We start from the raw sequence: 22,606 nt of genomic DNA, 5'->3' as shown, positions 1-22,606 counted from the left end.
GTTCAGTATTAGCCTGCTTTGTTTGGACCATATCCTGGCGTTTCGGCTGAAGTTTTTGGCCGAGAACCCGGTTTTCGACAGGGTGGTTATCGGGATAAAAATCCAGAGCCGCGAGGATATGCTTCGTTAATTACACATCACAACACAAACGAGGAATCTATGAAGGTTCTGGTCGCTGTAAAACGAGTAATTGATTACAACGTTAAAGTACGAGTAAAACCGGATAATACCGGTGTAGACCTGACAAACGTAAAAATGGCCATGAATCCATTCTGCGAAATCGCAGTGGAAGAAGCCGTACGCCTGAAAGAGAAAGGCGTCGCTACCGAAGTCGTCGTTGTATCCATCGGCCCTAAAGCCGCTCAGGAACAAATCCGCACCGCATTGGCGCTGGGCGCTGACCGCGGCATTCACGTGGAGACCGACGAAGAGATTCAATCTCTGGCGGCCGCCAAGCTGCTGAAAGCGGTTGTAGAAAAAGAGCAACCCAAGCTGGTGATTCTGGGCAAACAGTCCATCGACACCGACAACAACCAAACTGGCCAGATGCTGGCGGCGTTGTGCGGTTACGCGCAGGGCACCTTCGCATCCGAAGTGGTTGTTGAGGGCGATAAAGTCAACGTGACTCGCGAAATCGACGGCGGTCTGCTGACCGTGGCGTTGAATCTGCCTGCTATCGTGACCACCGACCTGCGTCTGAACGAACCCCGTTACGCTTCTCTTCCCAACATCATGAAAGCCAAGAAGAAGCCGCTGGACACTGTTTCCCCTGCGGATCTTGGCGCGGAAATCGCTCCCAGACTGACCACCTTGAAAGTGGAAGCCCCTGCGCAACGTCAGGCGGGCATTAAAGTGGGCAGCGTAGCTGAGCTGGTGGACAAGCTGAAGAACGAAGCGAAGGTGATTTAAGATGAGCATTCTGGTAATTGCAGATCACGATAACAAGGTTCTGAAACCCGCTACGTTGAACGTTGTCGCAGCCGCTCAGAAAATCGGCGGAGACGTTCACGTTCTGGTTGCCGGCGCTGATTGCGGCGCGGTTGCTGAAGCGGCTTCCAAAGTGTCTGGCGTAGCGAAAGTGCTGCACGCCGACAACGCCGCCTACGGCCACTTTCTGGCTGAAAACCTGGGCTTGCTGGTCGCTGAACTGGGTAAAGGCTACAGCCATGTGCTGACTTCCGCCGGCACCACCGGTAAGGACTTCATGCCCCGCGTTGCAGCGTTGCTGGACGTGGCTCAGATTTCCGACATCATCCGCGTTGATTCCGCTGACACCTTCGTGCGTCCTATCTACGCGGGCAACGCGATCGCCACAGTGCAATCCTCTGATGCAATCAAAGTCATCACCGTACGTCCCACCGGTTTCGACCCGGTTGCGGCGGAAGGCGGCTCTGCTGCAGTGGAATCCGTTGGCGCGGCTCACGACGCAGGCATTTCTTCTTTCGTGAAAGAAGAGCTGGCCAAGTCCGACCGTCCTGAACTGACCAGTGCGAACATTGTTGTTTCCGGTGGTCGCGGCATGCAGAACGGCGACAACTTCGAAATGCTGTACAAAGTGGCTGACAAGTTGGGCGCAGCGGTTGGCGCATCTCGCGCGGCGGTTGACGCAGGCTTCGTTCCCAACGATATGCAGGTCGGTCAAACTGGTAAAATCGTGGCTCCGCAACTGTATATCGCCGTTGGTATCTCCGGCGCGATCCAGCACTTGGCGGGTATGTCCGACAGTAAAGTAATCGTTGCGATCAACAAAGACGAAGAAGCGCCAATCTTCCAGGTAGCCGATTACGGTCTGGTGGCGGACTTGTTCGAAGCGGTTCCGCAACTGGAAGCTGAACTGGATAAAGTTCTCTAAGCCAGTTTACGAATACTCCCTCCCCAATCCGGGGAGGGATCTCTTCTTCAGACTGTTCTAGCCGCGCAACTCTTCAAGATCTTCAAACAACTGCAACGCTTCCGGATTGGCGAGCGCGTCCTTGTTTTTAACTTCCTTGCCGTGAATGACGTTCTTCACCGCCAGCTCAACGATTTTGCCGCTGATGGTGCGGGGAATGTCGGCGATCTGAATGATCTTCGCCGGCACATGTCGGGGCGTGGTGTTCTTGCGAATCGTCTGGGTGATGCGGCTGCATAGCTCGTCGTTCAGATCAACGCCGGGGCGGGTTTTGACGAATAGAATGACTCTCTCGTCGTCTCCCCAGGCTTGTCCGACCGCGATGCTTTCCAGCACTTCCTCAATCTTCTCCACCTGACGATAGATTTCGGCGGTGCCGATGCGCACGCCGCCAGGATTAAGTACGGCGTCAGAGCGGCCGTGAATGATGACGCCTTTCTGCACCACTTCGCCGTTTTCCGCATGGCTGATGAATTCGCCGTAGTCTCCATGGGCCCAGATGTTGTCGATCGAGGAAAAATAAGCGCTGTGGAAGCGCGCGCCATCCTCGTCGTTCCAAAATCCAACCGGCATGGAAGGGAAGGGCGACTTGCAGACCAGCTCGCCTTTGCCTTGCGCCAGAGAACGGCCTGAGTCGTCGACAAACTCGACATCCATGCCCAGGCCGATACACTGTAGTTCGCCTCGGTAAACGGGCAGTGTGGGGCATCCCAGGGCGAAGCAGGACACAATGTCAGTGCCGCCGGAGATGCTGCTCAGACAGACATCCGCCTTCACGTCCCGATAGATGTAGTCGAAGCTCTCATGGGCCAGCGGAGAACCGGTTGAAAGCATGGCTCTGAGACTGTCCAGACGATGGGTCTGCGCCGGCTTGAGATGATTCTTCTCGCAGGCGGCGTAGAACTTGGCGCTGGAGCCGAATACGTTGATGTTCTCTTCCTGGGCGATGTCGAACAGATGAGAGGGTGACGGATGAAACGGGGAGCCGTCATACAGCACCAGCGTCGCGCCGATCGCCAGACTGCTCACCAGCCAGTTCCACATCATCCAGCCGCAAGTGGTGTAATAGAATATGCGGTCGCCGGGTTTGAGGTCGGTATGCAATCCCAGTTCTTTCAGGTGCTGCAACAGCGTGCCGCCCTGGCCGTGCACGATGCACTTGGGCTGACCGGTGGTGCCGGAGGAGTACATGATGTAGAGCGGTTCGGCAAACCCGCGCCGGGCGAATTCGATGGCGCTTTCTCCAGGCGTGTTCACTATGTCTTCCCAGGAAGTCGCCGTGACGCCTGACAAGTCCGTCGGCGCCGCCTGCGGGTTCTTCAGATAGTTAACCCAGACCACTCCATGCAAGCCGGGGAGCTTGCCGACGATATCCTGCACTCGATCCGTAGTGTCGATCACTTTGCCGTTGTAGTTGTAACCGCGACAGGCGATCAGCAGTTTGGGGGCGATCTGGCCAAAGCGGTCAATCACGCCGTTAAGTCCGAAGTCGGGGGAGCAGGAAGACCAGACGCCACCCAGACTGGCGGTGGCCAGCATACCGATAACCGCTTCGGCGCAGTTTGGAATGAACGCGGCGACGCGATCGCCGGGACCAACGCCATTGGCTTTCAGAAATTGCGCCAGTTTGGCGACTTGGCGATACAGTTCGTTGAAGCTGAGTTCTTCACGACGACCGTCTTCGCCTCTGACGATAATGGCGGGTTCGTCACCGTGCTTGCCGTTGCGATGCTTGAGCAGGTTTTCCGCAAAGTTGATTTTGGCTTCAGGGAACCACTGCGCGCCGGGCATCTTGTTGGCATTGCGCAGAAACGGAGCCCCGCCGAGGTCGCCTTTGACCTGAAAGTACTCCCATATCGCCAGCCAGAAAGCCTCTTTATTGTCCACCGACCAGGCATGTAGCGCGTCATAGTGAGATGGCGGCGACAGCTTTCTGGTTTTTAAAAATGCGACGAAGTCGGTGAGTCGTGCTTGTTGTATTCGCTCGTGTCCGGGGCGCCATAAAGGGAGCGCGGTCATAAAGACTCCAATATTATCCTTATTGTGAAGAATGCGCCTGCGACAACGCCAGACCGGCTTTGGAGCCGTTGTTGCGCGCCAGCAGGGTGGAAATCTCATTACCTACCATGGCGAGGCGAGTCAAATCAATGTTTGTTTTCAAGCCGTTGCCGTGCAGCATGTACACCACGTCTTCTGTTGCGACGTTGCCGGAGGCGCCTTTTGCGTAGGGGCAGCCGCCCAATCCGGCGACAGAAGCGTCGACCGTGCGAATTCCAAGGTTAAGGGCTGTGTCGATGTTGGCCAGAGCCTGCCCGTAGGTGTCATGGAAATGCACCGCCAGCCGGTCGCTCTGTATTTCGGACAGCAGGGCTTTGAGCAGGTTGGCCACTTGATGGGTGGAGCCGACGCCGATGGTGTCTCCCAGAGACACTTCGTAACAGCCTGCTTCCAGCAGCAGTTTAGTGGTTTTCAGAACCTGGGCTATCTCGATGCGTCCCTCGTAGGGACAGCCCAGCACGCAGCTGACATAGCCGCGAACAGGGATGTTGCGCTCCAGCGCCAATGCGAATACCGGTTGAAAGCGCTCAATGCTCTCTTGGATGGAGCAGTTGATGTTGCGCTGGTTGAACGCCTCGGAAGCGGCGGTGAACACCGCCACTTCGTTGACCTGGGTCTGGAGCGCCGCTTCCATGCCTTTCAGGTTTGGCGTCAGGGCGGCGTAGACTACATCTTTGCGTTCCGGCAGCTGCTGGATCACTTCGGCGGAGCTGGCCATTTGCGGCACCCATTTCGGGGAAACGAAACTTCCCGCCTCAATATAACTGACGCCTGCGTCGATCAGCCCTTTGATGAGGTGGACTTTCTCTTCAACGCTCAGCAGCTTGCTTTCGTTCTGCAAGCCGTCGCGAGGGCCCACCTCTACAATGCGGACAAAATCCGGATCGCCGGTGATATGCGTGGCGTTCACTTCAGAGGACATATCAGGCTCCTTCGCCGCTGGCTTCAAACGCCACCAGAATCTGGTTGGCGGTGACGACCTCGCCTTCTTTGCACAGCACTTCCGTGACGGTGCCGGCGCCGGGAGCGCGTATGCTGTGCTCCATTTTCATGGCTTCCATTACTACCAGAATGTCGCCTTTGACCACTTCCTGGCCCGCTTGCACGGCGGTTTTGACGATAGTGCCGCCCATGGGCGCGTTGAGGGAGCCGCCATCCTGCACATGGTGCTCGGTCAGCGTATTGTCATCCGGAGTCTCGAAGCGCCAGTGTGCGCCGTCTTTGAACAGGTCGATGCAGCTCTCCGAAATTGCGAAACGGAAGCCGCTTTTTACGCCATCCACCCACACATCCACATGAGAGTGATTGCGGTTGAAGCTGACATCCGCCCAGTGCTGGCCGTCGCCGATTTTTAGCTTGTCATGATGCTGTTCAAGCAGCAGGGAGAATGATTCGCCATTGAGCCAGAACTCATACTCGGACGCCTCCACCAGATTCAGGCGCCAGTTGTTGATCTGCGCCCAGGGTGAAAACGGGTCCTGATCGGCGGCGATGGGCGCGCCCTTGAGGTTGGACCAATACAGCGCCGCCAGCGCGCACTTGGCGTTAAAAGGAATTTCCCGATCCGCTTTTTCCAACCCTGGGTTGGCTTCCAGGAAGCCCGTCGTCAAACGCGCCTGTATGAAGTCATCGCTGTTGATGATGCGACACAGATAGCCGGTGTTGGTGGTGACTCCGGTCACCAGGAAATCCGCCAGCGCGTCTTTCAGGCGTCGCCGCGCCATCTCGCGGGAGGTCCCCCAGCCGATGACCTTGGCGATCATCGGGTCGTAGAAGGGGGAAATCTCGCAGCCCGCTGCGACGCCGCAATCAATGCGAGTATGTTCGCCCCTCGCGGGAGCGGAGAGAAAATGCAACGCGCCGGCGCTGGGCAGAAAGCCATTCTCCGGGTCTTCCGCATAGATGCGCGCTTCAATGGCGCAGCCATTGCTGCGAATGCGGTCCTGGGTCGCCGGTAAAGGCTCGCCGCCAGCGACTTTGATCTGCCACTCCACCAGGTCGAGACCCGTGATCATTTCCGTCACCGGGTGTTCCACCTGCAGGCGGGTGTTCATTTCCATGAAATAGAAGTTATCATTTTTATCGACCAGGAATTCCACCGTGCCGGCGCCGACATAGCCAATCGCCTTGCCGCAGGCGACCGCCGTTTCTCCCATATTGCGACGGGTCGCGTCGGCGAGATGAGGGGCGGGCGCTTCTTCGATGATCTTCTGATGGCGACGCTGGATGGAGCAGTCGCGGTCAAACAGATAGACGCCTTCGCCGTGAGCGTCGAAGAAGATTTGCACTTCGACGTGACGAGGCTGTTCGATCAGCTTTTCGATCAGCATGGTTTGGTCACCGAAGGCGTTTTTCGCCTCACGCTGCGCGGACGCCAGCTGTTCATCAAATTCAGAGGGCGCGCGCACGGCGCGCATGCCTTTGCCGCCGCCGCCCGCGCTGGCTTTAAGCAGGACCGGGTAGCCGACTACCTCGGCCTGGGCGCGCAGGACGTCAACGCTTTGGTCTTCGCCGTGATAGCCGGGGATCAGGGGAACATTGGCCTGTTCCATCAGATGCTTGGCGCGGGCTTTATCGCCCATAGCGTCAATAGCTTTGGCGGGAGGGCCAATGAATATCAAAGACTCCTTGGCGCACAGCGCGGCGAAACTCGCGTTCTCCGACAGGAAGCCGTATCCGGGGTGGATAGCGTCAGCGCGGCACTTTTTCGCGACGGCGATGATTTTATCCTGATTCAGGTAAGTTTCTGTCGCGGTCACGCCATGCAGGGGGTAAGCCTCGTCGGCTTCTTGCACGAACGGCATGTTACGGTCCACATCCGCATATACGGCGATCGTACGCACACCCATGCGACTGGCGGTGCGGATAATGCGGCTGGCGATCTCGCCGCGATTGGCGATCAATAACGTCTCAATCATGCTCGGCGGCTCCATCGACAAGGGTCCAGGCGGCGGGTCGTTTTTCCAAAAATGCGCTGAGCCCTTCCTGTCCTTCGGAAGAAACGCGCACGTCGGCGATGGCGCGAGTGGTGTGTTCGACCAGCGCATCGTCAATGGGGCTTGCTTCGACCCGGCGCAGCAACTCTTTGGCGCGGGACAGGGCATTGGGGCCGTTCTGTTTGAACAGGCGGGTGAAAAGCTCCACTTCCGCATCCAGGTTGGTCTCTTCGACGATTTCGTGGATCAGGCCAAGGCGTAGCGCCTCTTTGGCGTCGAACAGCTCGGCGGTCAGGGTGTAGCGCTGCATGGCGCGAGGCCCGATGGCTCGGAGTACATAGGGGCTGATCACCGCGGGCAGGATGCCCAGCTTCACTTCGCTCAGACAGAACTTGCTGCGCGCGCTGGCGATGGCGATGTCGCAGCAGCTGATCAGGCCCAGGGCTCCGCCGAAGGCGCTACCTTGAACTCGGGCGATAGTTGGTTTGGGCAGCTCAAAGAGGCCGCGCATGAGTCTGGCCAGTTCGGCGGCGTCATCCAGGTTGGCTTGATGGTCTGCATTGGCGTTGGCGCGCATCCATTCCAGGTCCGCGCCGGCGGAGAAGTGCTTGCCTTCGCTACGCAGGACGACGATGCGTACGGCGCTGTCGTTGGCGGTCTCCTCGATCATTTCGTTCAGGGACTGAATAACATCGGCGTTAAACGCGTTATGCTTTTCGGGCCGGTTTAAAACTATTTCCGCAACGCCCTGATTTACGCGGTATAAAACGGGTTCTGACACGGCGTAACCTCTCTTGTTGGTCTGGTGGTCGGCTGAGTTGGCGTCATGTGAAGTCCTTGTCGCGCCTACATGCGGAACACGCCGAATTTGCTGTCTTTAATCGGGGCGTTCAACGCGGCGGAAAGCGCCAGGCTCAACACCATGCGGGTGTCCGCCGGGTCGATGATGCCGTCGTCCCATAAGCGCGCGGAGGCGTAATAGGGGTGTGACTGCTCGTTGAACTGCTGAATAGTGGGGGCCTTGAACGCCTGTTTCTCCTCTTCGGTCCACAGCGCGCCTTTGCGGCGTAGATTATCCTCGCGCACCTGCGCCAGCACGCCCGCCGCCTGCTCGCCGCCCATTACTGCGATGCGCGCATTCGGCCACATCCACAGAAAGCGGGGGTTGTAGCCGCGGCCGCACATGCCGTAGTTGCCGGCGCCAAAGCTGCCGCCAATGATTATAGTGAACTTGGGCACTTCCGCGCAGGCGACAGCGGTGACCAGCTTGGCGCCGTTTTTGGCGATGCCGCCTTCTTCATACTGCTTGCCGACCATGAAACCGGTGATGTTCTGCAGGAACACCAGAGGAATTTTGCGCTGGCAGCACAGCTCGATAAAGTGCGCGCCTTTGACGGCGGACTCGCTGAACAAAATGCCATTGTTGGCGATGATACCCACGGGGTAGCCGTTGATACGTGCGAAACCGCACACCAGCGTCGCGCCATAGAGCGCCTTGAACTCGTCGAATTCGGAGCCGTCCACCAGTCTGGCGATGACTTCGTGCACGTCATAAGGCGTACGCAGATCAGTGGGGACGACGCCGCGCAGCTGTTGAGCGGGATATAGCGGCTCTACCGGCGTCTGGATGTCCATGGTGACAGTTTTCTTGCGGTTGAGGCGTTTAACCGCCTGTCTGGCCAGCAACAGGGCGTGAAATTCGTCTTGAGCGTAATGGTCCGCCACCCCGGAGATTCTGCAATGAACGTCAGCGCCACCCAGCTCCTCGGCGCTGACTTCTTCGCCGGTAGCGGCTTTCACCAAAGGTGGTCCCGCCAGGAAGATAGAGCTTTGTCCTTTCACCATGATGGCTTCGTCGGCCATGGCGGGTACATAAGCGCCGCCAGCGGTGCAAAGGCCCATTACCACGGCGATCTGAGGAATGCCCTGGGCGGACATGCGCGCCTGACGATAAAAAATATGCCCGAAGTCTTCCTTGTCGGGGAAGACTTCATCCTGCTGCGGCAGATTGGCGCCGCCGGAATCCACCAGATAGATACAGGGCAGGTTGTTCTCTTCTGCGATCGTCTGTGCGCGAATGTGCTTCTTCACCGTCAGTGGGTAGTAGGTGCCGCCTTTGACCGTTGAATCGTTGGCGACGATCATGCACTCAATGCCCTCGACCCTTCCGATACCAGCGATGACGCCGGCGGCGGGCACGTTGTCTGCGTAGACGTTGTAGGCGGCGAATTGGCCGATTTCAAGAAACGGCGAACCGGGATCGAGCAACTTGGCGACGCGCTCACGAGGCAGCAACTTTCCTTTTGCGCGCTGCTTTTCCTGAGCAGCGTGGCCGCCGCCTTGTTCGATAAAACTGATTTCAGTCTTGAGATCATCCACCAGTTTGCTCATCGCCGCATATTGGCTTTGATAGCTTTCGCTGTCGGTGGATGTTTGGGATTTCAGAACAGCCATAGCTTCGTCCTGTCTTGCTGGGTGGTTGTTTGGATTCCTTGTGGAGAACGGCGGCCGAAAGCTACCGGGACTCCTCGAACAGTTCGCGGCCGATCAGCATTCTGCGGATCTCAGAGGTGCCGGCGCCGATTTCATATAGCTTAGCGTCGCGCAGCAGTCTGCCGGTGGAGAATTCGTTGATGTAGCCGTTGCCTCCCAGAATCTGAATGGCGTCGAGGGCCATCTGGGTGGCTTTTTCTGCGCAGTATAGAATCACGCCAGCGGCGTCCTTGCGTGTGGTTTCGCCACGATCACAGGCGGCGGCGACTGCATAAAGGTAGGCGCGGCAGGCGTTCAGGGTGGTGTACATGTCCGCCACTTTGCCTTGAATGAGCTGGAACTGGCCGATAGCCTGGCCGAATTGCTCACGCTCATGGATATAGGGAACGACGACATCCATACAGGCCTGCATGATGCCGATAGGGCCGGCTGCCAGTACGACGCGCTCGTAGTCCAGGCCGCTCATCAGGACTTTCACGCCCTGGTTGAGACCGCCGAGAATATTTTCTTCTGGAACTTCGCAGTTATCGAACACCAGCTCGCAGGTGTTGGAGCCGCGCATGCCCAGTTTGTCGAGTTTGGGTGAGCGGGAGAAGCCGGGATAATCGCGCTCCACGATGAATGCGGTGATGCCTCTGGGGCCGGCCTGAACGTCAGTCTTGGCGTAGATGACGTAAGTGTGCGCGTCAGGGCCGTTGGTGATCCACATTTTGGCGCCGTTAAGCACATATTTGTCGCCTTTTTTTACCGCCTGCAATTTCATGCTGACCACATCGCTGCCGGCGTTGGGCTCGCTCATGGCGAGAGCGCCGATATGTTCGCCGGAGATCAGTTTTGGCAGATATTTCTGTCTTTGCTCTGGCGTGCCGTTACGGTAAATCTGGTTAACGCACAGGTTGGAGTGGGCGCCGTAACTGAGCGCGACAGATGCGGATGCGCGGCTTATCTCTTCCATGACGAGGACATGAGCCAGATATCCCAGTTCAGCGCCGCCGAACTCTTCGCTGACGGTGACACCCAACAGACCCATTTCTCCCAGGCGAGGCCACAATTGGTTGGGGAACGCGTTGTCTTTGTCCACCTGCGCGGCGATGGGCGCGATCTCTTTTTGCGCGAATCCCGCCACCTGTTCACGCAGCATATTCAGGGTTTCGCCCAGTCCGAAGTTCAGGGAGTGATAGTGATTGGCCATAATGGTTCCTTTGTTATTTTTAACGTTGAATCAATGTCATCAGAAGAAGGCCTGCTGCGATTTGTTGCGCACGCTCGCCGCGCGCACGCTTAGTCAGCCTTTTTCAAAGTCCGCCAGCGCCTGTTGACAGCGCTCTTCCGCTTCATCCAATTCTTCCTGCATGAGGCGGATATCAGAAAGCTGCTGCTTCAGGATGTCTCTTTTTTCCGCAATCTTGTTCAGCATCAGTTGTAGCTGCACCCGGTTGCCGCTGTCCGGGTCGTACATGCAGATAATTTGTTTGGATTCCGCCAGGGAGAAGCCGAGTCGTTTGCCTCGCAAAATAAGTTTGAGGTAGACGCGGTCTTTTTCGGAGTAGATGCGGGTCTGTCCCTGCCGTTCCGGGCTGAGCAGCCCTTCCGCTTCGTAAAACCTGATTGTCCTTGTGGTAACGTCGAACTCCTTCGCTAGGTCACTGATGCTGTAGTTTTTTGTCATGGGCGTTCTCTGTCTGAATTGAGCAAAATTATTGCAGCAAGTTTACGTTTACGTCAACGTTATAATGCGCCGCCATGAATAGACGAGAAGTAGGTGATGCCTGAGTAAGCGGATAAAAAGAAAATAGGTCGGCGGCTATAAGGTGCGCTGAAGCAAAATAATAAAGCGACAGCGGAAAAGTGTTTGATTGGAAAAGAAAAACACAAAGAAGTCAGAAAGCAGGCGCGGTTAATCGCGCCTGCTTGAATGAGGTATGAGATCAGAGGCGGGTCTGCAATTGTTGCAGCATGCGCGTGTTTAAATCGTTCCACTGATCCAGTCGATTGGCCTGGCCTACACGCTTGCCCAATCCTCGTTGCTTGGACAGCCATAACCCATCGCCATTGAAGCTGTAGATGGGATAGAGGTCATCGCGTTCGGAGCCTGAGCGGATTTCCTGAATCAGATTGTCCAGTATCAGCGGCTCTTTGTCCTGGTCCGGGTAGTACGCAAGCACCATATGCGCCTGATTGAGCTTTAGCGCCTTAACGTAGGTGATGCGTAATTTGTCGTCCGGCACGCCCATTTCGCGCAAGGCGAAATATTTGGCGATGGAGTAGTCTTCACAGTCGCCGCCATTGGTGACCAGCAGCTCAACGGGCGTGGCCCAGTAATCTTCCTGTCCCCAGTGTTTGATGTCCGGAACGAACTGAGTTTCGTTAAAGAAGGCGTTGACCATCATTAACTTACGTTCGTCAGGGATGTCTTTGGGGGTGTTGAGCAGTTTTTGCCAGCGCTCCAGGCGCTCGCGGGCGGAGCCGCCGTATTCACGCTCCACATGAGTCAGAATCTGTTGACTGATTTCGAAGGCCGCAGACGCAACAAGAGCCCAGCATGAAAACAGGGTAATGGCTGTTTTGACACGCAATTTTCTTGTCCACTGCATAGGTGGGGCGTCCCGTCGTCGATATCGTTGGTGTGGTTAATGCCGGCTGTTGGACCGGAGTCGTAGTTATGTTTATGAGTTTAAGTATAGGAATTAATCGGAAATATGACTGGATGAGTTTTGTAAAACTGTGTAAGGAAAGGTGAATCTTAAGACTAGCCCTAAGTGGCTTAAATACAAGGGAAATAAAGTGAATTGCGCTGGAATGGCCAGGGTTTGAAAAGACAAGGATTAGAAATCGTTAATTTAGGGAGGGGAGATGGGGCGCCGGAACGATATTGACGTTTCGGCGCTTAAAATCGGGCGCGACTAACCGTTGTTCTTTTGACGGATTTGTTCGCGCAATTTTTGCAGTCGATCACGAATTTCCTGACGACGTTGTTCGTCCATTTCGCTCAGCTCTGAACTGTTATCGTTGGAGGGCTCGGAAAGCTCTTCCGGCGGCTGATCGATAGCATAAGTCGGTTCTTCCTGATAGGCGGGTTCTGAAATCGCCTGCTGAGAGCCGTCGTCATGAGGCGCATCTACGACGGGAACCGGCTCGCCGCCGCTGTCAGGCTGCTCATACTTGGGTTCTTCGTACTGAGGCTCCGGATATTCCGGCTCTTGATACTGGGTCTCTTCGTAGACGGGTTCCTCGTAGGCGGGCTCAGTATAGTCGGGGGCGTCGTCGCGAGAGACGCTGGCGTAGCTTTCTATACTGGCGCCGGAACTGGACTCTTCCGGGAAGAACAGATTTTCAAGGCTGCCCCGGCGATCAATGACCACGCGGTTGGCGTAGACAGAGTGTAGCGTTGCGTTGCCGGGCATGTTTTCGCCCACACGGAAGAAATCGGTATTGCGATCCGGTCCCTCAATCAATGCGCCGCCGGACTCGCCTTTTTCAAGGTTGGTGGCGGCCACGCCCCGCAAAGTCAGGCGCAGATTGGTGGAGGGGAGATCTTCCGTTTCTTTCTTCTGGGCGATAGGTTCATTTTTGCCGAACAGATTGAGGGGCGCCAACTGTTGTACGGTGCGTTCCTGTTTGACCTGGGTTGCTGGCGCTGCCTTGACTACAATTTCCTTCTTGGTGTTGTAGTCGAGCCAGAACTGATAACCGCGCCAACCAACCGTTGCGGTAGCGGCGATCAACAGTAGCGACGCCGTAATGGAGGGGGCGGAATTGAGTAGTTTGTCTTTGTTCACGATGAATCTGTCTCGGTGTTCTAATGGCTCGCTTTTTATTATGTGCGACCATTGTCCCGGTTAAGTAATTCTGTGCCCGGTATTTTTGCTGTAGCAGCTCTAAAAGAAAAGTCCGGAATTCTCAAAAATATACTAAAAACGGGTATTTAATGGCCTTTATTACATATAATTAACTATAAATGAAATGAGACCAGGTAGTCTGGAATCTCTTGAAAAGATAAAGTAGATTCTCAAACCTTCCCGGCTTCCATGTATGGCCTGAGCGTAAGCCGGAATGACAATGTTTACAATAGACTAAAGGTTAGATATGGACGAGCGCCAACTCGAAGCAACTGAAGACGCGATTCCAGTATTGACGGACGATTCCGAAGATCAGGAGGATCAGCCGCGGTCCTATTACCGCCTGCCGTTTTCATTCGCCAAGCGTCACGGCGTGTTCGTCGGTCAGCCGGATGAGAATCATGGTCAAATTGTTTATTACAAAGAATCGCTGAAGCCGCAAATATTTGCGGAAGTAAATCGATATGTCGAAGGTAAATGCCGCTTTGAAGTGATAGAAGACGGCGTCTTCGAGGATGGTCTGGCGAAGGCTTATCAGAATGACTCCACCGAAGCGATGCAAATGGTGGAGGGGCTGGGTGACGACATGGACCTGGCCAGTCTGGCGGATTCCGTTCCAGAAACGGAAGACCTGCTGGAGCAGGAGGACGACGCGCCTATCATTCGCCTGATCAACGCCATCCTGACAGAAGCGGTAAAAACCAACGCTTCGGATATTCACATAGAAACCTTTGAAAAAGACCTCGTCGTGCGCTTCCGCGTGGACGGCGTATTACGGGAAATGGTCAAACCGAAGCGGGCTTTGGCGCCGCTGTTGGTGTCTCGTATCAAGGTTATGTCCAGATTGGACATCGCGGAAAAAAGAATTCCACAGGACGGCCGGATTTCCCTGCGCGTTGCAGGTAAAGAAGTAGATATCCGGGTGTCCACCATGCCTTCCGCCAACGGCGAACGTATCGTACTGCGTTTGTTGGATAAACAGGCGGGCAGGTTGAAGCTTGAAAAGCTTGGTATGGCTGATCGTGACTTCAATCTGATCAAGAAACTGATCCATCGTCCCCACGGCATTATTTTGGTGACGGGTCCTACGGGCTCCGGTAAAACCACCAGCTTGTACGCGGGACTGTCTGAAATCAATGACCGCAGCCGCAATATCCTGACGGTTGAAGACCCTATCGAGTACAACCTGCCCGGCATCGGTCAGACTCAGGTCAACACCAAAGTCGATATGACCTTTGCACGAGGTCTGCGCGCCATTCTGCGTCAGGACCCGGACGTGGTGATGATTGGTGAGATCCGGGACTTGGAAACGGCCGAAATCGCAGTACAGGCGAGTTTGACCGGACACTTGGTGTTGTCCACCCTTCACACCAACAGTGCGGTGGGGGCAGTAACCCGTTTGATGGATATGGGCGTGGAGCCATTTTTGATATCTTCCAGTTTGATCGGCGTAATAGCTCAGCGTCTGGTGCGCGTATTATGCGAGCACTGCAAAGAGGCTTACGCGCCGGACGACGAAGTTTGCGAGTTCCTCGGCATTGATCCGCAAAATCCTCAGCATATCTACCACGCGAAAGGCTGCGCTGAATGTAACCACCTCGGCTATCGCGGACGTTTGGGGATCTATGAGGTGATTGAGGTCGATGAGGAATTGCGTCACCTGGTGCATAAACAAGCCGGCGAAATGGAGCTGGAAGCCTGCGCGCGCAAGCGTGGCCCCAGCATTCATGCGGACGGCATCGCCAAGGTGTTGAAGGGCCTGACCTCTGTGGAAGAGGTGGTGCGGGTAACTCACCGGGAGTAAAGCGCAAAGGGCGATTATTGAAGAAGGTTCGACGGCGGGCGCTTACTTCAGAACGGCAGTCTAAATTTCATAGTATTACCGCATATGGCAGCATTTGATTTTAAAGCCCTGGACCAAAAGGGGCGTCCGCAAAAAGGCGTTCTTGAAGCGGATAGCGCCCGTCAGGTCAGGCAGCAGATTCGAGATAAAGGCTGGACGCCGCTGGAAGTCACCCAGGCGTCTGACAAGCAGAGCAACAAAAATGGCGGAGGCGCCTTTCGTCCTCGCGGCAGTCGGCTTAGCGCCTCTGATTTGGCGCTGCTGACCCGTCAGATCGCCACACTGATTCAGTCCGGCATTCCAGTAGAGGAAACGCTGAGCGCCGTGGCTTCGCAAAGCGAAAAAGCCAAAGTCAGAAGTATGATGCTGGCCGTGCGTGCGAAGGTGCTGGAGGGGTATTCGCTGGCGGACAGCCTTAGCGAATTCCCCAGCGCGTTTCCGGAGCTTTACCGTTCAACGGTAGCGGCGGGTGAGCACGCAGGTCATTTGGACTTGGTATTGAATCGTCTGGCTGACTACACTGAGCAACGGCAGATGAGTCGGCAAAAAATTCAGCTGGCCGCCATCTACCCGGTCATTCTTACCTTCGTGGCGTTCGGTATCGTCGGCTTTTTGCTGGGCTATGTCGTACCTGACATCATCAAAGTGTTCGTCAGCAAAGGGCAGGAGCTGCCTGCGTTGACCCAGGTGATTCTGGCGTTGAGCGACTTCGTCGCCAGCTATGCGCTGTTTATTGTGGCCGCTTTGATCATCGCCTTCTTTTCCTTCACTTATGCGATGAAAAAAGAAGGCTTCCGACTTCAGGTGCATCGGCAATTGCTGCACCTTCCCTTCACCGCGAAGATGTCGCGGGGAGTTAATACCGCCCGTTTCGCCAGTACTCTCAGCATACTCAACAGCAGCGGCGTGCCGCTGGTGGACGCCATGCGCATCGCTGGCGAGGTGTTGAGTAATCAATGGCTGAAACTACGGGTCGCCGAAGCGGCGCAGAAAGTGCGGGAAGGCGGCAGTCTGTACAAGTGCCTGGAGCAGACCGGTTATTTTCCGCCGATGATGATTCATATGATCGCCAGCGGCGAGGCCAGCGGCGAGTTGGGGGAAATGCTGGAAAGGACCGCCAGCAGCCAGGAAAACGATCTGCAAAGCCGCATCGCAACGATGGTTGGACTGTTCGAGCCCTTGATGCTTTTGGTCATGGGCGGCGTCGTACTGATCATCGTTATGGCGATCATGTTGCCGATTTTGAGCATGAGCGACCTGGTTGGTTAAAATACACATCAATAAAAGAAGTAATGTTACAGAGGGAAAAAATGAAACCTAAAGCGTCATTCAAAACCAGGAAATCCGTACAGGGCTTCACCCTGATCGAAATCATGGTTGTATTGGTTATCCTTGGATTGCTGGTGGCTGCTGTAGCGCCCAAGATTTTGGGGCGCGCTGACCAGGCGAAAGTGACGACCACGCAAACCAACATCAAAACCATCAGCAATGCTCTGAATATGTACAAGCTGGATAACTACAATTATCCCAGCAGTGAGCAGGGCATCGAAGCGCTGGTGAACAAGCCGTCCGGTTTCCCAGAAGCGAAAAACTGGAACCCAGAAGGCTATATCGACAAACTGCCTGTCGACGGCTGGCAGAGAGAATTCGTTTACATTGCTCCCGGCACCCATGGCGCTTTTGACCTGTATTCATTAGGCGCTGATGGTAAAGAAGGCGGCGAAGGTTACGACGCCGACATCACCAGCTGGGATAAATAACCGATGCGCCGTCTCTGTGTCAGGGGCGGCGATTGGATAGAGACATTATGAAGCGCGCTCACAAAGGTTTTACGCTGATTGAAATACTGGTCGTGCTGGTCATTATCTCGGTAATGGTCGGCATGGTCACGTTGGTGGTCAGTGGTAATCGTGAGCGCCGAGAGTTGGAAAATGAGGCCAGAAAACTTCTGGCCATCATGCAGATGACATCCGACGAAGCCATCTTTCAGAATGTGGACATTGGATTGCGCCTGGACGACCACGGCTATGCGTTCATGGGATTTGACGATACGGCGCTTGCCTGGATTGAATTGCCGCAGGAATTTCTGAAAGAAAGAGAACTGCCTGAGTGGGTGGTTTTGGACTTTGACAAAAAGAACAAAGAAATTGAGCTGAAAAACAAGGACGAAGGCAAGAAAGACAAGAAGGACGACAAAGACAAGAAGTTCCTCCCTCAAATTCTGTTTTTGTCCAGTGGGGAAAATACCCCGGTCAACATCGAGCTGAAGCTGAAAAGTAATGAAGACATTAAGTTCATCATCAAGTCCGATGGGTTGAACGGATTTGAGTTGAAAGGGCTGGCGGATGATGAAGATGCTTAAACCGTTGCGGCGGTCGCCGCGAAGCCGAGCAGAAGGCTTTACGCTACTGGAAGTGCTGGTGGCGTTGCTCATTTTTTCCATCAGCGTCGCCGCTTTGGTGCGTGGTATGACGCAGATTGTGAAGCAGACGGAGCAGTTGGAGCTAAAAACCTTCGCCGCCTGGATTGCGGACAATGAATACACCGAGCTCGCCATCGCGGAAAACTTCCCCGCCGTTGGCGAGAAGAAGAAAACGATAGAGTACGCCAGCCGTACTTGGCGTGTTGTCGAAAAAGTCATCGCGACGCCGAACCCCCAGATGAGAAAAGTGGAAATTCAGGTCCTGATCGCCGATACGGCGAACTTGTCGGAAAGGCAGGTTATCTCGGTCACCTCGTTTATAGGTAATAACTCCTGATGTCTCCCGCAGTCATGTCGTCAAAACCCGCCGCCGTAACATCCCGCTCCCGGGAGCGAGGCTTTACCTTGCTGGAGGTGCTGATCGCCGTCACCATCACGGCGATTATTGGCACGGCCGCGTTTCAGTTTTTGGGGCAGGGGATACGCAACAAAAAAAATCTGGAAACCAAGAGCGAGTCTCTGGAAGAAATTCAAAAGGCGCAGCGCGTGCTGGAAGGGGACCTCGGTCAAATTGTCGCCCGTAGCGTACGCGGGGAATATGGAGATGAGTTTTATTCCGTCACCAATCTGAATGCGCTGAAGCTGATTGAGTTTTCCCGTACGGGTTGGCGCGACACCAACGATCTGCTGGAGCTGATCGCGGATGATGAAGAGGAAATCAGTCGCCGCAGTAATCTGCAGCGGGTTTCCTATGAGCTGGAGGAGAATACGTTGTATCGGGAGTACTGGGAGGTCATGGACCGGGCGCAGGACTCTCAGCCGCTGAAGCAGCGTCTGCTGACGCACGTCAAATCCGTGAAGTTCAGATTTATGGACAAAGATAACCAGTGGCATAACGAATGGCCAACGGAAGACATGTTGACCAATCAGAACGAGCCCGCCTATTTGAAAGTGCCTAAGGCGCTGGAAATTACCCTGGACCATGAAAAGTTCGGCAGCATCCGTCGCATATATCAAGTGGCGGGTTGGGCTGAGATTAAGGATTCCGCCAATGGCGGTGGTAATGGCGGCACTTCAGGTGGTGGTAGCGGCGGTAACAATTCCGGTGGCGATAAACCCGATCCCAATGGTGGCGGCGACTCAGGTAGCGGTCGTGGTTAGTGGCGGAAATCGCGGGCTGCGCAAGCAGTCCGGCATAGCGGCGCTTATCGTTATCTTCATCGTCGCGCTGGTGATGGTGCTGGTGGCCGGCCTCTTTAATATTCATTACCTGGATATTCGACGCACCTCTAATATTCTGGAGCAAGATCAGGCGAAGATGTACGCCCTGGCGGCGGAAACCTACGCTAGGACCATATTGCGTGAGGACTTCGCCCAGGATAAGAAAGCCAACAAAATGGTGGACCACGAGGTCGATAACACCGATGAGCCCTGGGGGCAGTACGCGATTCAGATTCCCATTGACACCAATGTCGGTATTCAGGGGCAAATCGACGATCTCATGGGGCGCTTCAATATTAACAGTCTGGTCACCAATAAAAACGGCGCCAGCGCAGTCAATAAAGAAGCGGTCCAGCAGTTTGAGCGTTTGTTGAGTTCACTAAAAGACATCAATCCGGATGTGACGGCGGAGAAGTTCGTAGACTGGATTGACGTGGACGATCAGATCTATCAGCTCAAAGGCGCGGAAGAAGAAACCTATCTGCTCAAAAAGCCGCCATATCGCGCCGCAAACTCGTATTTCAATGATATATCGGAATTTTGGCTGATCGACGGCATGGACGCGGCGACTTATAAAGAGCTTAAAAAGTTTGTGGCGATCCTGCCCAACAGCTCCGGCATGCTCAATGTGAACACCGCGCCGGCGGAAGTGTTGATGGCGTATATTCCCGGGCTGGATAAACAGACTGCGGATAAGATTGTCGACATTCGCAAAGAGGAAGGGCATTTCGCTGACGTGAATCAGTTTCTTTCTCTGGCCGAGTTAGCGGGCAAGAAGGAAATACCCAAGAAATTGTTTAGAGTGAATAGCGAGTATTTTCAAGCGACGTTGCGCGCTATTTTTAATGAACGGACAACGCGGTTAATATCTATAATTCATCGTGACGCTGAAGAAGGTAACACCAGCGTTTTGCGACGGGATTTTGGTAAGAAAGAAGACATTACCAAGGAAGTGTATGTTCCCAAATAAGGACAGGATCAGTTTCTGGCTTTCCGTCGCGGGACTGTTCGGAAGAAAATAATTAAATGTGTGAATTATGACCATCAAGTTATTTGTTAGACCGATTCCGGTCACCCAAGCCGCCGCCACAGCGCTGGAATGGGCGTTGTATAGTTATACAGGCGAGCGGATTGGCTCCGGAAGGGCTGACGACGCCGAAGAGCTGATGCAGTTGGTGGCTCAGCACGATCTGCAGGATGTCTGGGTGCAGTATGTGCTGCCAGCCTCTCATTTTACCTTTACGGTCGCCCACGTGGCCGCCAAACAGGCGCGCTATGTGCAGCAGGCGTTGCCCTTCGCCATAGAAGAAGCCATCGCGGAAGACGTTGAGTCCATGCACTTGGTGACTGGCGAACGTATCGGCAAGGAAGAATATCCGGTGCTGGTCATTCGTCGGGAACGGATGGACCGCTGGTTTGAAGCCGCGAGCGCGCTGGAGTTTCCACTACATGGCATGTATGTGGACGCGCAAATGTGCCCGGGCGAAGAGGGCGCATTAACGGTGCTGTTTGACGGCGATGAAGTGTTGCTGTTTCAGCCTGGTCTGGTGTGTATGCGCACCCATCATGAAAACCTGTTGCCCTACCTGGAAATTTGCGCGCGCAGCCGTGCTTCTTCTGAGGACGACGAGGCGCCGGCGTGGAATATTCGCGTGCTGACGCCGGAAGATCAGAAAGAAAGTCTGGGCGTTCTGTTGGCGCAAATTGAGCACGTTGACGGCGCGATCGTACAAATGGAGACTTTCTCCGTACCGTCCTTCGACTTGCTGTGCGAATCTTTTTTCAACACCAGCTATGCCGCCAACCTATGTCAGGGCCCCTATGCGATTAAAGAAAGCAGCGGTTCATCCGGCATCGGCAAATGGTGGCCAGTTGCGGCGGTCGCGGCGGGATGGTTCGCCATTCAGGTCGGCCTGGACTTGACGCAAGGGTTCATGTACCAGAAGCAGGCGGATGAATACGACCAGCAAATGGTCAAGCTATACCGTTCGCTGTATCCCAATGAGAAAAACGTGAGCAGCCCCAAGCGACAAATGGAAGGCAAACTGCGTAACGCCAGCAACACGGGCGGCGGAGGCTTTTTGCTGCTATTGGGGGAGGCGGGTTATCAACTCTCCGTGCAGCCCGGCAAGCAGAATATGGGCTTCAACAACCTCCAGTTCAGCAACCAGCGCGGCGAGCTCGCGGTGGAAGTGAAAGCCCCCTCCTTGGATCAGCTGGATCGTTACAAGCAGGCGCTGGTGCAGTCGGGTTATCAGGTGGACATCGGCTCTGCAATCAAAGAGCCCAGTGGCGTCCGCGGCAAGATTACCATTAAGGGGAGCTAAGCAATGGGAAGCATGCAGCAACTTAAAAAGATCCCCGCCGTGGGCAAGGGCCTGAGCTGGTTTTACGGCCTATCGCAGCGTGATCAGACCGCTCTGAAGTGGATGATTCTGGTCGTGGCGGCGTTCAGTGTTTACATGTTTGTATGGGCTCCGGTGCAGGACTTTGTCGAGAGTTCAAAGAACAGTGCGGAAGCATCGCACGAGTCTTTGACCTGGATGAAAGAGAATGAAGCCCGCGCCCGTGCATCATCGCGTCAAAGCGGTTCTGGTAAAGGTTCGATCTCCGGCGGCCAGTCATTGTTGTCCACCGTGGGCAGCAGCGCGCGTAAGTTTGGACTGGAGCTACAGCGTTTCGAGCCGCGCGGTGAAGACAAGGTCAATGTGTGGCTGGATAAAGTCTCGTTCAACCAACTGATGCTGTGGCTGGGCGAGCTTGAGAAGAACTATGGCGTCGCGGTTGAGCAGATCACCGTAGATAAAGCCGATGCGCCCGGAGTTGTCAGCTCCAGGCTTTCCTTAAGCATTTAATCCCTTTATTATCAGTGGATGCGGCTGTTTTCATCAGCCGCTGACGCTATCCGGAAAATTCGTCAGAATTCAGATAACGGACCCATTTTATTGACTGGCGCAAGGACGCGTCAGCGGGTTGTATAACCCGAAGCCCAGGGGCGGGAACTTTCCTCTTTGGGCATGCGTTAAAACGACTAGGGAAGCGGTTTTTAATGCTGAAGCAGTAAAAGGAACGACAGCAGTAATACAGTCGGCAAGCGCCTGGAGAGACCCCTGCGGGTAACGGTGCGTCTGGCCGGTATTAACCGGCTTGGGCCTGTAGAACGCCTGTTCAGCGCGCTTGGAAGTACAAATATAAAAATAATGATACTTTCTAGCTCTCAGGAGACCATAAAATGACTGGGGACCTCGTCGCTGACACTGCTTTAGTGCGCTTGGACAGAAGCGCGTTGTCTGAAGCAAAGTCCATTCTGTTTCATGCCTACCGCCATGAACCCACCTTTCAGTATTTATTTGATTCTTCCCGCCCCGGTTATGACCAAAGAGTTCGCGCCACCATCCGTGAAGGGTTGGAGCTGCACTTTGCGCACAATCAGGATGCGCTGGGGTTGGTGGATGAGGATACGCTGGTGGCGGTTGCATTTATTGGCAGCCCGGAAGCCAGGTTCAGTCTCGCCGATCAACTGAACTGGCGCATCAGAATGATGCTGACCGCGGGTTTGTCCTCCACCAAACGTTACATTGATTACCACGAGCAGGTGCACGCCTGTTTGCCGAAAGACACCCATCACCACTTGCCTTTTATCGGTGTGCACCCCAAATACCAGAGTAAGGGATACGGACGTATGCTGATGCAGGTGATTGAAGGCATCTGCCGGGAGAGTCCTCTGTCCTCCGGCATTGGGCTGGATACTGGCAATGCGCGTTACCTGCGCTTTTATCTCGGGCTGGGCTATGAAAAAGTAGGCGAGGTGCGTTTGGGCAACGTCACCGAAACGGTGTTGTTCAAACCTTGCCACTGAAGCGCTGTCCGCCGATTTATTAATTTGCCTAACGTAAAAGCTTA

The 22,606-nt window shown here is 54.9% G+C and carries 21 protein-coding genes; 12 read left to right on the top strand and 9 right to left on the bottom strand.

Annotation, left to right across the window (positions count from 1 at the left end; all coding sequences use genetic code 11):
* Positions 1 to 159: 159 nt before the first annotated feature.
* Both KP814_RS17780 and KP814_RS17775 read left to right on the top strand, forming a co-directional pair.
* Positions 160 to 909, top strand: coding sequence for an electron transfer flavoprotein subunit beta/FixA family protein (locus KP814_RS17780; RefSeq protein ID WP_216738004.1), 750 nt, complete (start codon positions 160 to 162; stop codon positions 907 to 909).
* A gap of 1 nt (position 910) precedes the next feature.
* Positions 911 to 1,852, top strand: coding sequence for an electron transfer flavoprotein subunit alpha/FixB family protein (locus tag KP814_RS17775; protein WP_216738003.1), 942 nt, complete (start codon positions 911 to 913; stop codon positions 1,850 to 1,852).
* Between the two features lie 57 nt (positions 1,853 to 1,909).
* Here KP814_RS17775 and KP814_RS17770 read toward each other — a convergent pair whose 3' ends face one another.
* The 9 genes from KP814_RS17770 to KP814_RS17730 form a co-directional block, all read right to left on the bottom strand.
* Entirely contained in the window at positions 1,910 to 3,910 is a 2,001-nt protein-coding gene (locus tag KP814_RS17770; RefSeq protein ID WP_216738002.1) for an acetoacetate--CoA ligase, read from the bottom strand.
* Positions 3,911 to 3,929: 19 nt separating this feature from the next.
* Positions 3,930 to 4,871, bottom strand: coding sequence for a hydroxymethylglutaryl-CoA lyase (locus KP814_RS17765; RefSeq protein ID WP_216738001.1), 942 nt, complete (start codon positions 4,869 to 4,871; stop codon positions 3,930 to 3,932).
* Between the two features lies 1 nt (position 4,872).
* Positions 4,873 to 6,867, bottom strand: coding sequence for an acetyl/propionyl/methylcrotonyl-CoA carboxylase subunit alpha (locus tag KP814_RS17760; RefSeq protein ID WP_216738000.1), 1,995 nt, complete (start codon positions 6,865 to 6,867; stop codon positions 4,873 to 4,875).
* Positions 6,860 to 7,666, bottom strand: a complete 807-nt coding sequence (locus KP814_RS17755; RefSeq protein ID WP_216737999.1) for an enoyl-CoA hydratase/isomerase family protein — start codon at positions 7,664 to 7,666, stop codon at positions 6,860 to 6,862. Before KP814_RS17755 ends, KP814_RS17760 begins: the two co-directional genes overlap by 8 nt.
* Before the next feature lie 65 nt (positions 7,667 to 7,731).
* On the bottom strand, positions 7,732 to 9,339 hold the full coding sequence (locus tag KP814_RS17750) for a carboxyl transferase domain-containing protein (protein ID WP_216737998.1): 1,608 nt from the start codon (positions 9,337 to 9,339) through the stop codon (positions 7,732 to 7,734).
* A 61-nt stretch (positions 9,340 to 9,400) separates the two neighbouring features.
* The gene (locus tag KP814_RS17745) at positions 9,401 to 10,570 is read right to left on the bottom strand and encodes an isovaleryl-CoA dehydrogenase (RefSeq protein ID WP_216737997.1); all 1,170 of its coding nucleotides are present in this window, start codon (positions 10,568 to 10,570) and stop codon (positions 9,401 to 9,403) included.
* A 93-nt stretch (positions 10,571 to 10,663) separates the two neighbouring features.
* Positions 10,664 to 11,047, bottom strand: a complete 384-nt coding sequence (locus tag KP814_RS17740; RefSeq protein ID WP_216737996.1) for a MerR family DNA-binding transcriptional regulator — start codon at positions 11,045 to 11,047, stop codon at positions 10,664 to 10,666.
* Positions 11,048 to 11,306: 259 nt separating this feature from the next.
* Entirely contained in the window at positions 11,307 to 11,972 is a 666-nt protein-coding gene (locus tag KP814_RS17735) for a transglutaminase-like cysteine peptidase (protein WP_127970108.1), read from the bottom strand.
* 309 nt (positions 11,973 to 12,281) lie between these two features.
* On the bottom strand, positions 12,282 to 13,157 hold the full coding sequence (locus KP814_RS17730) for a type II secretion system protein N (RefSeq protein ID WP_216737995.1): 876 nt from the start codon (positions 13,155 to 13,157) through the stop codon (positions 12,282 to 12,284).
* 307 nt (positions 13,158 to 13,464) lie between these two features.
* Between KP814_RS17730 and gspE the strand changes: the two genes are divergently transcribed.
* From gspE to KP814_RS17680, 10 genes are all read left to right on the top strand, one after another.
* Complete coding sequence (gene gspE / locus KP814_RS17725; RefSeq protein WP_253938456.1) at positions 13,465 to 15,021, top strand: type II secretion system ATPase GspE; 1,557 nt, start codon at positions 13,465 to 13,467, stop codon at positions 15,019 to 15,021.
* A gap of 84 nt (positions 15,022 to 15,105) precedes the next feature.
* Positions 15,106 to 16,329, top strand: coding sequence for a type II secretion system inner membrane protein GspF (gene gspF / locus KP814_RS17720; RefSeq protein WP_216737994.1), 1,224 nt, complete (start codon positions 15,106 to 15,108; stop codon positions 16,327 to 16,329).
* Between the two features lie 41 nt (positions 16,330 to 16,370).
* Positions 16,371 to 16,820, top strand: a complete 450-nt coding sequence (gene gspG, locus KP814_RS17715) for a type II secretion system major pseudopilin GspG (protein WP_216737993.1) — start codon at positions 16,371 to 16,373, stop codon at positions 16,818 to 16,820.
* Between the two features lie 47 nt (positions 16,821 to 16,867).
* Positions 16,868 to 17,422 carry a type II secretion system minor pseudopilin GspH gene (gspH, locus tag KP814_RS17710; protein WP_216737992.1) on the top strand — a complete coding sequence of 185 codons (555 nt, stop codon included), beginning with the start codon at positions 16,868 to 16,870 and terminating at the stop codon, positions 17,420 to 17,422.
* Positions 17,406 to 17,819 (top strand): type II secretion system minor pseudopilin GspI, encoded by a 414-nt coding sequence (gene gspI / locus KP814_RS17705; protein WP_216737991.1) that lies wholly within the window; start codon positions 17,406 to 17,408, stop codon positions 17,817 to 17,819. The genes gspH and gspI overlap by 17 nt, the downstream gene beginning before the upstream one ends.
* A complete protein-coding gene (gene gspJ / locus KP814_RS17700; RefSeq protein ID WP_216737990.1) occupies positions 17,819 to 18,643 on the top strand; it encodes a type II secretion system minor pseudopilin GspJ in 825 nt (274 codons plus the stop codon). Before gspI ends, gspJ begins: the two co-directional genes overlap by 1 nt.
* Entirely contained in the window at positions 18,546 to 19,673 is a 1,128-nt protein-coding gene (gene gspK / locus KP814_RS17695; protein WP_253938455.1) for a type II secretion system minor pseudopilin GspK, read from the top strand. Before gspJ ends, gspK begins: the two co-directional genes overlap by 98 nt.
* Before the next feature lie 67 nt (positions 19,674 to 19,740).
* Positions 19,741 to 21,030 (top strand): type II secretion system protein GspL, encoded by a 1,290-nt coding sequence (gene gspL, locus KP814_RS17690; RefSeq protein WP_216737989.1) that lies wholly within the window; start codon positions 19,741 to 19,743, stop codon positions 21,028 to 21,030.
* A gap of 3 nt (positions 21,031 to 21,033) precedes the next feature.
* Positions 21,034 to 21,558 (top strand): type II secretion system protein GspM, encoded by a 525-nt coding sequence (gspM, locus tag KP814_RS17685; RefSeq protein ID WP_216737988.1) that lies wholly within the window; start codon positions 21,034 to 21,036, stop codon positions 21,556 to 21,558.
* A gap of 377 nt (positions 21,559 to 21,935) precedes the next feature.
* The gene (locus tag KP814_RS17680) at positions 21,936 to 22,562 is read left to right on the top strand and encodes an N-acetyltransferase (RefSeq protein ID WP_127970117.1); all 627 of its coding nucleotides are present in this window, start codon (positions 21,936 to 21,938) and stop codon (positions 22,560 to 22,562) included.
* Positions 22,563 to 22,606: the final 44 nt, after the last annotated feature.

It is taken from the genome of Hahella sp. HN01, from assembly GCF_018986435.1.
Lineage (GTDB): Bacteria > Pseudomonadota > Gammaproteobacteria > Pseudomonadales > Oleiphilaceae > Hahella.
Note: the sequence above shows the minus strand (reverse complement) of the source record. Positions and strands in the feature narration are given on the sequence as shown.